Source organism: Bordetella genomosp. 13, assembly GCF_002119665.1.
Taxonomy (GTDB): Bacteria; Pseudomonadota; Gammaproteobacteria; order Burkholderiales; family Burkholderiaceae_B; genus Bordetella.
In genome coordinates this window covers 2,547,889-2,559,529 of the sequence record NZ_CP021111.1, presented here as the reverse complement: position 1 = coordinate 2,559,529, position 11,641 = coordinate 2,547,889, and the positions used below count along the sequence as shown (strand labels likewise).

The 11,641-nt window shown below is 69.5% G+C and carries 9 protein-coding genes; 7 read left to right on the top strand and 2 right to left on the bottom strand.

Translation table 11 applies throughout. The features are described 5' to 3' along the window. Positions 1–5 precede the first annotated feature (5 nt). The 7 genes from CAL15_RS11545 to CAL15_RS11515 all read left to right on the top strand — a co-directional run bounded on the left by CAL15_RS11545 (position 6) and on the right by CAL15_RS11515 (position 7,923). Positions 6–1,181 (top strand): CaiB/BaiF CoA transferase family protein, encoded by a 1,176-nt coding sequence (locus CAL15_RS11545; protein ID WP_086078720.1) that lies wholly within the window; start codon positions 6–8, stop codon positions 1,179–1,181. A gap of 56 nt (positions 1,182–1,237) precedes the next feature. Continuing rightward, positions 1,238–2,209 carry a Bug family tripartite tricarboxylate transporter substrate binding protein gene (locus tag CAL15_RS11540; RefSeq protein ID WP_086078719.1) on the top strand — a complete coding sequence of 324 codons (972 nt, stop codon included), beginning with the start codon at positions 1,238–1,240 and terminating at the stop codon, positions 2,207–2,209. A 93-nt stretch (positions 2,210–2,302) separates the two neighbouring features. Beyond that, positions 2,303–2,794 carry a MarR family winged helix-turn-helix transcriptional regulator gene (locus CAL15_RS11535; RefSeq protein WP_086078718.1) on the top strand — a complete coding sequence of 164 codons (492 nt, stop codon included), beginning with the start codon at positions 2,303–2,305 and terminating at the stop codon, positions 2,792–2,794. A 344-nt stretch (positions 2,795–3,138) separates the two neighbouring features. Continuing rightward, positions 3,139–4,353, top strand: coding sequence for an ABC transporter substrate-binding protein (locus tag CAL15_RS11530; protein ID WP_086078717.1), 1,215 nt, complete (start codon positions 3,139–3,141; stop codon positions 4,351–4,353). A 35-nt stretch (positions 4,354–4,388) separates the two neighbouring features. Beyond that, a complete protein-coding gene (locus CAL15_RS11525) occupies positions 4,389–6,374 on the top strand; it encodes an ABC transporter permease (protein ID WP_086078716.1) in 1,986 nt (661 codons plus the stop codon). Then, the gene (locus CAL15_RS11520) at positions 6,371–7,150 is read left to right on the top strand and encodes an ABC transporter ATP-binding protein (protein ID WP_086078715.1); all 780 of its coding nucleotides are present in this window, start codon (positions 6,371–6,373) and stop codon (positions 7,148–7,150) included. Before CAL15_RS11525 ends, CAL15_RS11520 begins: the two co-directional genes overlap by 4 nt. Next, the gene (locus CAL15_RS11515; RefSeq protein WP_086078714.1) at positions 7,147–7,923 is read left to right on the top strand and encodes an ABC transporter ATP-binding protein; all 777 of its coding nucleotides are present in this window, start codon (positions 7,147–7,149) and stop codon (positions 7,921–7,923) included. The genes CAL15_RS11520 and CAL15_RS11515 overlap by 4 nt, the downstream gene beginning before the upstream one ends. A 96-nt stretch (positions 7,924–8,019) precedes the next feature. Here CAL15_RS11515 and CAL15_RS11510 read toward each other — a convergent pair whose 3' ends face one another. Both CAL15_RS11510 and CAL15_RS11505 read right to left on the bottom strand, forming a co-directional pair. After that, positions 8,020–11,160 carry a molybdopterin-dependent oxidoreductase gene (locus tag CAL15_RS11510; RefSeq protein WP_232468186.1) on the bottom strand — a complete coding sequence of 1,047 codons (3,141 nt, stop codon included), beginning with the start codon at positions 11,158–11,160 and terminating at the stop codon, positions 8,020–8,022. Beyond that, positions 11,157–11,636, bottom strand: a complete 480-nt coding sequence (locus CAL15_RS11505) for a (2Fe-2S)-binding protein (RefSeq protein ID WP_086078712.1) — start codon at positions 11,634–11,636, stop codon at positions 11,157–11,159. The genes CAL15_RS11510 and CAL15_RS11505 overlap by 4 nt, the downstream gene beginning before the upstream one ends. Between the last annotated feature and the right edge of the window lie 5 nt (positions 11,637–11,641).

The following is an 11,641-nucleotide window of genomic DNA, read 5'->3' as shown; positions in this document are numbered from 1 at the left end:
GCAGCATGAACGACACCTCGGGCGCGACGGCAGAGGGTGGGGCGGCCGTTTCGGCCGGCGCGTTGGCGGGCGTGCGGGTCGTGGACCTGTCGCGGGTGCTGGCGGGGCCGCTGTGCACGCAGATCCTGGCCGACCATGGCGCACAGGTGGTCAAGGTCGAGCCGCCCGCGGGCGACGATACGCGGCGGCTCGGGCCGCCGTTCGCGGAGAGCGGCGACGCGGCGTACTTCCAGGCGCTCAATCGCGGCAAGCGTTCGATCGCCCTGGATCTGACGCTCGCGAACGAACGCGAGACGCTGCTGGGCCTGCTGCGCGACGCCGACGTGCTGGTCGAGAACTTCCTGCCCGGCACCATGGAGCGCTGGGGCCTGGGTTATGAGCAGGCGCTGGCCGAGCGCTTTCCAAGGCTGGTGTACTGCAGCATCACCGGCTTCGGCGACGATGGCCCGCTGGGCGGCCTGCCGGGCTATGACGCCGTGCTGCAGGCCATGTGCGGCCTGATGAGCGTCAACGGCACGCCGGACTCCGGCCCGACCCGGCTGGGCGTGCCGGTGGTGGACCACCTGACCGGCTACACCGCGCTGGCCGGCATCCTGATGGCCCTGGTGGCGCGGCAGCGTACCGGCCGCGGTCAACGCGTCGAAACCACGTTGTTCGACACGGCGCTCAGCCTGCTGGTGCCGCACGCGTCCAACTGGTTTCATTCGGGCAAGGCGCCGGCCCTCACCGGCAGCGCCCATCCCAACATCGCGCCGTACGACCAGTTCGAAGCCCGCGACGGCCCGATGTTCCTGGGCATCCTGAACAACGCGCAGTTCGCGCGTTTCTGCCGAGTGATCGGCCGCGAAGGGCTGGCCGGCGATGTCCGCTTTGTGTCCAACGCCTCGCGCGTCGAGAACTCGCCCGACCTGCGCAAAGAGATCGAGACGAGCCTGCGCGAGTTCGGGCGCGAGCGCTTGTGCGCCGAACTGATGGCGGCAGGCATTGCCGCCGGGCCGGTCAACACGGTGCCGCAGGCGCTGGACCAGGCGCATGCGGCGCATCGCGGCATGGTGGTGCGCAGCGGCGCGTATCGAGGACTGGGCGTGCCGATCCGGCTGTCCGCCACGCCCGGTGCGGTGGGTCACGCGCCGCCCGCCCTGTCGGCACACGAAAAGGAGATCCGCGGCGAACTTGAATAGCGGTAACGGGCGGCATCGAAGCAATGCCGTCATCCCATAACGAGGAGACAATCATCATGAATCGCGCCATGCTGTCGGCCGCGGCCCTGTCGGTCGCGGCCTTTTTCAGTCTCAGTCCCCATGCCGCGCGCGGCGCCTATCCCGAGAAGCCGGTCCGTATCGTCGTGGCCTACCAGGCCGGCCAGGGCACCGACGTGGCCACGCGCTATCTCGCCGAGAAACTGTCCGCCAGACTTGGCCAGGCCTTCTACGTGGAGAACCGGGGCGGCGCGGGCGGCAACATCGGTACCGACGTCGCGGCCCGCGCCGAGCCGGATGGCTACACACTGACGATGGGCACCAACGCCACGCACGCGCTGAACGAGTTTCTCTATCCGCAGCTCACCTTCGACGCGAAGCGGGATTTCGTGCCGATCGCGCTGGTGGCCACGTTCCCCATGGCGCTGATGGTGGCCGCGGATTCGAAGCTGCAATCGGTGGGAGATCTGTTGGCCGCGGCCCGTCGCGGCAAGGGCGCGGCCGACGTGGGCATGCCCAGCACCACCGCGCAGCTGGTGCTCGAACTGATGAAGGACCAGACCCAGGCGCCGCTGTTCGGCGTGCCCTACAAAGGGTCGCCCACGGCTGTCAACGACGTGATGGGCGGGCAGATTCCGGTGCTCATCGATACCGTGGCCGTGGCCCGCGCGCAGGTCGCGGGCGGCAAGCTCAGGGCGCTGGCCGTGACGAGCCAGGGACCCAGTGAACTGCTGCCGGGCGTGCCCAGCGTGGCGCAGCAGGGTGTGCCTGATTTCGAGGTGATCGCGTGGAATGCGCTGTATGCGCCCAAGGGCACGCCCAGGTCCGTGGTCGACCGCCTGAACCAGGCCGTCAACCAGATCCTGCACGAGCCGGAGGCGCGCGCCCGGCTGCTTCAGCTGGGCTACGAGCCCGCCGGCGGCACGCCCGAAGACCTGGCCCGCTTCGCCGATGAAGAACGCGCCAAGTGGGGGCCGATCATCAGGAAGTCGGGCATCCGTCCTGGTTGAGGGCCGGGCATCGGTCGGTATACTGCGGGCAGGCCATCGCGCCCGCATCGGCACACGTGCCGTCCCGATACGCTCTCGCCCACGCCATCGTCCATGCCCCGATCCGAGGAAGCATCGCGTCCAACGCCGGGCGCGCAAGCGCCCGACTCTTCCTACCAGTTCTCCGACCAGGTGGGCCATCTGCTGCGCCGCGCGTACCAGCGCCACATGGCGATCTTCCAGCAGACGATTCCCGATTCGCAGTTGACGGCCGCGCAGTTCGTGGTGCTGTGCGCCGTGCGCGACCGGCAGGCATGTTCGCTGGTCGAGGTGGTCAAGGCCACGGCCATCGACCAGGCCACGGTCCGCGGGGTGATCGAGCGTCTGAAGACCCGCGAACTGCTGGCGGTCTCGCATGACCCCGCGGACCGCCGCAAGGTGCTGGTGACGCTGACGGACGCGGGGCATGCGCTGGTGGGCGAGATGGTGCCGTTCGCGCAGCGCATCAGCGAAAGCACCTTCGGCGACCTGAATCCGGCCGAGCGGGTGGCCATTCTGTACCTGCTGCGCAAGATGAGCGAGATGGACGGTGCGCCGGCGCCGTAGTGCGCGACGTCGCGCCCGCACGCCCGCCACTAGGGTAAGTCCTAGTCCGAATTCAGTGACGACGCTCTATTTTTCACGTGCGAGAATGCCCCGGCGCGGGGCATTCCACTGTGAAAACGCTCTACTACAGGGCGTGGAATATTGCCTTAACACGCTGATTTCACGCGAATATCCGGGTAATCCCGTAGGGTTTCGAATATCCATGTCCTGATAATGGTTATGCCTGCCGGATTGCTCGAATGCATGCAGAATTTGAGTGTGTACGCTTTATATAAGCACAGGCCGCGCCATCTGTCCGGATCGCAGCCGACGCACCGACGCCGTCACTCATTCAAGGGGAAAACATGAACGGTCGTATTCGCAGTTTCCGGATCCTCGCGGCCGCCAGCCTGACCTGGTTCGCCGCGACGGCCACGCCCTCGTGGGCGCAGGGCGTCATCAAGATCGGAGAGATCAACAGCTACAAGGCGCAGCCCGCCTTCCTCGACCCCTATCGCAAGGGCATGCAGCTGGCCCTGGACGAGGTCAATGCCGCGGGCGGCGTAAACGGCAAGAAGCTCGAGCTGGTCATCCGCGACGACAACGCCAATCCCGGCGAGGCCGTACGCGCGGCGGAAGAGCTGGTGTCGCGCGAACGCGTCGACGTGCTGACGGGCTCGTTCCTGTCGCACATCGGCCTGGCCCTGACCGACTACGCCAAGCAGAAGAAGGTGTTCTTCCTGGCCAGCGAGCCGCTGACCGACAAGATCACCTGGGAAAACGGCAACCGCTACACGTATCGCCTGCGCACCTCGACCTACGTGCAGGTGGCCATGCTGGTGCCCGAAGCCGTGAAGATGAACAAGAAGCGATGGGCCATCGTCTACCCGAACTACGAGTACGGCCAGTCGGCCGTGGCCACGTTCAAGACGCTGATGAAGGCGGCGCAGCCCGACATCGAGTTCGTCGCCGAGCAGGCTCCGCCGCTGGGCAAGGTCGATGCGGGCAGCGTGGTGCAGGCGCTGGCCGATGCCAAGCCCGATGCCATCTTCAACGTGCTGTTCGCGGCCGACCTGGCCAAGCTGGTGCGCGAGGGCGAAACGCGCGGACTGTTCAAGGGCCGTCCCGTGGTCAGCGTGCTGAGCGGCGAACCCGAGTATCTCGATCCGCTGCGCGACGAAACGCCCGAGGGCTGGGTGGTCACGGGCTACCCCTGGCAGTTCATCGACACGCCCGAGCACAAGGCGTTCCTGAAGGCCTACCAGGACAAGTTCAAGGACTATCCGCGGCTGGGCTCGGTGGTGGGGTACAGCGCCATCAAGTCGCTGGCCGAGGGCATGAAGCGCGCGGGTTCCGCCGACACCGAGGCGCTGATCAAGGCCTTCGCCGGCCTGAAGCTCACCATTCCGTTCGGCCCCATCGAATACCGCGCGCTCGACCACCAGTCCACCATGGGCGCCTACGTGGGCAAGCTGGCCAGGCAGGACGGCAAGGGCATCATGACCGACTTCCGCTACGTCGACGGCGGATCGGTCATGCCGCCGGACGACGAGGTGCGCAAGCTGCGCAAGGGCGACTGAGGCGCCTGCCTCGCTGATCAGGTGGTGTGCTGGCCATGGATTTCACCGGTTTTCTCGCGCAGTTGCTCAACGGCCTGGCCGAGGCGTCTTCGCTCTTTCTCGTCGCGGCGGGGCTGTCGCTGATCTTCGGCGTCACCCGCATCGTCAACTTCGCGCACGGCTCGCTGTACATGCTGGGCGTGTACGCGGCGTATTCCGTGGTCGAGCACATAGGCGGCACGGCGTTGGGCTTCTGGTTCGGGCTGGTCGCCGCCGCGGTGCTGGTGGGCGTGTTCGGCGCGCTGGTCGAGATCGTGCTGCTGCGACGCATCTATCGCGCGCCCGAGTTGTTCCAGCTGCTGGCCACGTTCGCGCTGGTGCTGGTGATCAACGACGCCACGCTGTGGATCTGGGGCGCGGAAGACCTGCTGGGCCGCCGCGCGCCCGGCCTCACCGGCGCCATCGATCTGCTTGGCCGCCAGTATCCGGTCTACAACCTGGTGCTGATCCTCATCGGCCCCGTCGTGCTGGGGTTGCTGTGGCTGCTGCTGACGCGCACGCGCTGGGGCACGCTGGTGCGGGCCGCCACGCAAGACCGCGAGATGCTGGGCGCGCTGGGCGTGAACCAGGCATGGCTGTTCACGGGCGTGTTCGCGCTGGGCGCCATGCTGGCCGGCCTGGGCGGCGCGGTGCAGCTGCCGCGCGAGCCCGCCAGCCTGGGTCTGGACCTGCGCGTCATCGGCGATGCGTTCGTCGTGGTGGTCGTGGGCGGCATGGGGTCCATTCCCGGCGCCTACGTCGCCGCGCTCATCATCGCCGAACTGAAGGCGCTGTGCATCGGCCTGGGCAACATGACCATCCTGGGCATCGACGTGTCGTTCTCGAAGCTGACGCTGGTGGTCGAGTTCCTGTTCATGGCCCTGGTGCTGGTGTTCCGGCCATGGGGCCTGTTCGGCCGGCCCCAGGGCGCCAGCCGCAACTCGGCGCCGGCCGAGGCGCCCTTGCGCCCGTCCTCGGGCGCCTTCCGGGTGTTCGCGCTGGCAGTGCTGGCGGCGCTGGCGGTGCTGCCTCTGCTGGACACATGGCTGCCCTATGCGCCGGTGCTGGCGCAGGACATCCTGATCGCGGCCCTGTTCGCGCTCAGCCTGCACTTCATCATGGGGCCGGGCGGCATGCATTCGTTCGGCCATGCGGCGTACTTCGGCCTGGGCGCCTACGGGGCCGCGCTGCTGCTGAAGGCGGCGTCGCTGCCCATGGAGCTGGCGCTGGCGTTCGCGCCGCTGGCCGCGGCAGCCGGCGCGCTGGTGTTCGGCTGGTTCTGCGTGCGCCTGTCGGGCGTGTACCTGGCCATGCTGACGCTGGCGTTCTCGCAGATCGTATGGTCGGTGGTGTTCCAGTGGGATGACTTCACGGGCGGTTCCAACGGCTTGATCGGGGTGTGGCCGGCCGACTGGCTGTCCGGCAACGCGTACTACTACCTGGTGCTGGCGCTGGCCGCGCTGTCGATGCTGGTGCTGCGCCGCATCCTGTTCGCGCCGTTCGGCTATGCGCTGCGCGCCGGCCGCGACTCGATGCTGCGCGCCGACGCCATCGGCATCGACGTCAAGCGCGTGCAGTGGGCGGCGTTCGTGCTGGCAGGCGTGTTCGCGGGGCTGGCAGGTTCGCTGTTCGTGTTCTCCAAGGGCAGCATCTCGCCCGACGCCATGGCGGTGGGCAAGTCGGTCGACGGCCTGGTGATGGTGCTGCTGGGCGGCATCCAGACCCTGGTCGGTCCGGTGGTGGGCGCCGCGGCGTTCAACGTGCTGCAGGACTACGTCATGCGGCTGACCGAATACTGGCGCGCCCTGCTGGGCGGCGTGATCCTGCTGCTGGTGCTGGCCTTTCCGCAGGGCATCGCCGGGTCGTTCCGGCAGCTCTGGCAGCGAGTGAGCCGCCGCGACGGCCACCGCCGCGACGGCCATCGCCGCGACGGCAATCGCCGCGACGGCAATCGCCGCGACGGCAATCACGGCATCGCCGTGCGCGAGGAGAAGCAGGCATGAGCGCGCTGTTGCAAGTCCGGGATCTGAACAAATCGTTCGGCGGCGTGAAGGCCGTCAATGGCATCAGCTTCGACCTGGCCGCCGGCGAACTGCTGGCGCTGATCGGGCCGAACGGCGCCGGCAAGTCCACCACTTTCAACATGGTGGGCGGCCAGCTGCCGCCCACCTCCGGATCCGTCAGGCTCGAAGGCCAGGAACTGACCGGCATGCGTCCGCGCGACATCTGGCGCCTGGGCGTGGGCCGCACCTTCCAGATCGCGGCCACCTTCGCTTCCCTCACGGTGGTCGAGAACGTGCAGATGGCGCTGCTGTCGCATCACCGGCGCATCTATTCGCTGTGGTCGCAGGCGGGCAGGCAATATCGGGATCAGGCGCTGGACCTGCTCGACCAGGTAGGCATGCGCGACCAGGCCGACCGGCCCTGCAGCGAACTGGCCTACGGCGACGTGAAGCGCGTCGAGCTGGCAATGGGCCTGGCCAACGATCCCAAGCTGCTGCTGATGGACGAGCCCACGGCCGGCATGGCGCCGCGCGAGCGCAATGAACTGATGGCGCTGACCAAGCGCCTGGTGGTCGACCGCCGCATGGCGGTGCTGTTCACCGAGCACAGCATGGACGTGGTGTTCGCCTATGCGGATCGCATGATCGTGCTGGCGCGCGGCAGCCTCATTGCCGAGGGTCGCGCGCAGGAGATCCGCAACCATCCCAAGGTGCAGGAGGTCTACTTCGGCACCGGCAAGACTTTCGAGAAACCTGCAGCAGGAGTGCCCGCATGAGCGCCGTCGCAGAATCCCCCGCGGCCGCCACCGCCAGGCCATCTTCGGACGAGCCGCTGTTGCGGGTCGAGGACCTGAACGCCTGGTATGGCGCCGCGCACATCCTGTTCGACGTGGGTTTCGAGGTGCGCCGCGGCGAGGTCGTAGCCCTGATGGGCCGCAACGGCGCGGGCAAGTCCACCACCATCAAGGCGGTGATGGGACTGCTGGCGCGCCGCACCGGCCGCATCGGCTTCATGGGGCAGGACATTACCGGACGCCAGCCCTACGAGATCGCGCGCCTGGGCCTGGGCTTCGTGCCCGAAGACCGGCGCGTGTTCACCGACCTGACGGTCACCGAGAACCTCGAGGTGGGCCGGCAGGCGCCGCGGCGCTGGCCCGACGGCACGCAGGCCACGCACTGGACGCCGCAGGCGTTGTACCAGCTGTTTCCCAACCTGGGCGCCATGCAGGACCGTCCCGGCGGGCAGATGAGCGGCGGCGAACAGCAGATGCTGACCGTGGCGCGCACGTTGATGGGCAATCCGTATCTGGTGCTGCTGGACGAGCCGTCGGAGGGCGTGGCGCCGGTCATCGTCGAGCAGATGGCGCAGATGATCCTGGCGTTGAAGGCGCAGGGCGCGAGCATCCTGCTGTCCGAGCAGAACGTCCATTTCGCCGAGCTGGTGTCCGACCGCGTCTACGTGCTGGAGAAAGGCCAGATCCGCTATTCCGGCACGATGGCTGAATTGGCGGCCGACGAAAGCGTGCGGCGCGCGTATCTCACGGTGTGATGCCGATGGGGCCGCGCACGGCGGCCTCGTCATGATGGCTCGCGGGCGGGCCGTCGCGCATGCCGCCGGCAATGCGCCGTTCCTGTGTTGCAGGGATCAGTTCACGCCCGCCGGCTGGCGCAAGGCCGCTTCGGGCGGGCTGGCCGACCGTTCTTCGGCGGCGCCGCCGCGCAGTTCGCCCACGCGGCGCGCGACGTCATCCCACCCCGGCCGCTGCGGGGCGAAGCGCGCCCGCATGTATTCCACCAGCTCCGCCACCTGCGCATCGTTCAGGCTGCCGCCGAAGGCGGGCATGTAGCCCAGGCTAGCGCTCGCGGGCTCGGCGATGCCATGCAGGATCACCTGGATCAGGTTGTCGGGCCGGTCGCTGTGCAGGCTGGTGTTCAGCGCCAAAGAGGGCCGCGCGCCGAACAGGGGTGCGGCCTCGCGCGTCTCGTGGCAGGCCGCGCACGCGCCCTGGAAGATGCGCTCGCCATTCTCGGGAAACAGCCGCGCGTCGGGTGCGGCGTCGGCTTCCAAGGCCCGCACCGCGGCGGCCTGCGCGGTGCCATCCTGCGAGACCGGGTTCAGCGATGCCAGGTAGATCGCCATGGCGCGCACGTCCTCGTCGGGCAAGGCCGACAGGCCATGGATCACGGGCGCCATCGGCCCCGCGGCCACGCCGTGCCGCTCGGAGAAACCGGTGCGCAGATAGGCGTACAGGTCGTCTTCGGACCATGCGATCGGCGCGCGCGACAGCGCGTTCAGCGCGGGCGCCTCCCAGCCTTCGGCCTCGCCGCCGGCCAGCAGCGAGGCAATGCCGCGGCGCTCCGCGCCCAACGGATTGCGCGGCGTGTGGCACGCGCCGCAATGGCCCGCTCCCTGCACCAGGTAGGCCCCGCGATTCCAGGCCAGCGATTGCGTCGGGTCGGGACGATAGACCTTGTCGTCATGGAACAGCAGGTTCCATCCGGCCATCAGCGGGCGCAGGTTGTACGGGAAGGCCAGGCGCGTTTCGGGCGGCGTGTGCCGCACGGCCGGCTGCGACATCAGGTAGGCATACAGCGCCTGCATGTCTGCATCCGTGAGCTTGGCGAACGAGGTGTACGGGAAGGCCGGATACAGTTGCCGGCCATCGCGGTGCACCCCTTGCCGCATGGCGCGTTCGAACGCGGCATACGACCAGTTGCCGATGCCGGTTTCCACGTCGGGCGTGATGTTGGTGGTGTAGATGGCGCCGAAGGGCGTATCCAGCGCCAGGCCGCCCGCATTCGGAGCGCCGCCCGGCGCCGTGTGGCACACCACGCAGTCCCCAGCCGCGGCCACCAGCCGGCCGCGCTCCAGTGCCGCGGCCGAGTACAGGCTGAGGTCGGGCGGCGCCACGGGCGCGATCACGCCGCGCCACGGCAGCGCCGACACGATCAGGCCGGCCGCGGCGGCGGCGATGCCGCCCAGCCACGCGTAGGCGGACCGGCGCGCCCGCGCGCCCTTGCCCGCGGCGGCCTGCGCCAAGGCGTGCCGCGTGGTGACGCCATCGAAAGGCGGTTCGCGCAGGCGCACGCCGGTGGCGTGGAAGATGGCATTGGCCACGGCCGCCGCCGCGGGCAGGGCGGCCGCGTCGGACCACGCCACGTCGGTGGGAGCAGGCACCTTGTCGTCCGCGCGGGCCAGCTCGCGCGGCGCGGCCAGGAGGTCGATCGCCAGGTCTCGTGTGCCCGGCCCGGGTTCGCGCGCCGCGTCCGCCGGACTGTCGTCGAATGCGGAAGGCGTCGGCAGCAGGCGGCGCGCGGCATCGCGTATCCGACCAGTCGCAAATGCGGCATCCGGGCTGCCCGCGTCCGTTGAGGCTTCGTCGGCATCATGGCCCACGACGACGCGGGTCAGCGCGACCTGGCCGCTGTCCGGGTCCACCGCCACGTCGGCCACCCACGCCGACCACACGCGGCGCGGCGGCTGCGCGGCATCGTCCAGCACGCAGGCGTAGGCGAAGCCGCGTCCTGTGCGGGTCTCGCCGATCATCGAACCGGTCGTCGAGCCGTTCATTGAGCCGGTCTTGCCTTGCGACGGCGTGCCATCGCCCGCCTGCCACCCCGCTTGCCGCGCCACACGCTCTACCAGGGCCGCGCCGCGCGCGTCGTCCAGGTGGCGCAGGCGATAGGCGACGGGATCGCTGCCGGCGCGCGCGGCGGCTTCGTCCATGAAGGACTCTTGCGCGAACACGCGCGCCGCCTGCGTGGCCGGCCAGGAGGCGGGCGCTGCGTCCAGTGGTGTCGAGGCCGCCATGACTACGCTGGCGTCGGCGTATGCATAGGGCGGCCGCAGATGCATCGCGCGCGTCGCGGGCGTTACGGATTGCCCGACCAGCAGGCGCGCCATGGACGGCCGCGCGATGCCGCTGCCGTCGTCCTGCCAGCACTGGGCGACGATGTCGCCGTGCGCGTCCAGCGTGGCGTGCAGCGTGTGCGAGGCGATGTGCGGACGGGCTGGCGGCGCCGATACGCGTACCGCGCGGCCCACGGCTCTGGATAGCAGTGCCGCGTCCGCGGCAGCGTCCACTGCGCCCGGATGCGGCGCCTGTCCGGTGGGCAGCACGCGCACACGTTCGGGCGGCAGCTGCAGAAGCTGCGCCAGCTCGGCTTGCAACATGGCCGCGGGCGCCCCGGCCCACACGGTGAGTTCATCGGTGCGCCAACTTGCGATGGCCCACGCGGCGCCGTTCGCGGGCGAGGCAGCGCTTGCGGATGCCGATGCAGTCGAATGCGCAGGCCAGCGATAGGTGGCATCCAGAGAGGGCGCGCCCTGCGCGATGTCGCGCTGCTGCGGGTCGTCTTGCCTGGAGCTGTCCTGCTTGCGACCGTCCTGCCCGGGTCGACCCTGGTCGGGCCCATCCTGCTGCTGCCATGCCGTGGTGCTCGCCTCGGACCCGGCAGCGTCATCCCAGTCCAGCACCAGGCGCGCGGCCGCCTGGCGTGCCAGCTCGAGCGTGCCGGCCACCACGCCCACGAAATCGCCTTCGACCACCACGGCCGCCAGACCGGCCATGCCTTGCAGCCCCGAGCGGTCTGCGCCGCGCAGGCGCGGCCCGGTGTAGTGCCGGCCATTCCAGCGAGGCTGCGCGGGACGCAGGACCATGCCATGCAACAGCCGCGCCCCGCCGGGCGGCGCCAGATCCGACGAGCCCGCGGCCAGCGCCGACGAGCGCTCGGCGCCGCCGGCTTCATCTTTCGCGCCGAGGTCGCGGCGGCCCGGCATGCTCATGCCAATCCCCGCGCGGCGGCCGCGCGCACCGCCGCCAGGATCTCCATGTGCGTGCCGCAGCGGCACAGGTTGTACTGCAGCGCCTGGCGGATCTCGGCTTCGGTGGGATGCGGATTGCGCAGCAGCAGGGCCTGCGCGCTCATGATCATGCCGTTCATGCAATAACCGCACTGCGCGGCCTGGTGCTCGATGAAGGCCTGCTGTACGGGGCCGGGCGCGTCGCGCGTACCCAGGCCCTCGAGTGTTGTGATGTCGTGATGTTCGGCGCCGCGCACGGGCAGCACGCAAGAGCGCGCCGCCATGCCGTCGACCAGCACCGTGCACGCGCCGCATTCGCCCAGGCCGCAGCCGAACTTGGGGCCGTTCAGCGCGAGATCGTTGCGCAGCACATACAGCAATGGCGTGTCGGGCGCGGTCTCGACAGTATGCGTGGCCTGGTTGACGCGGAGCGTATACGTGCGCGGTGTTGCGTTCATCGGGA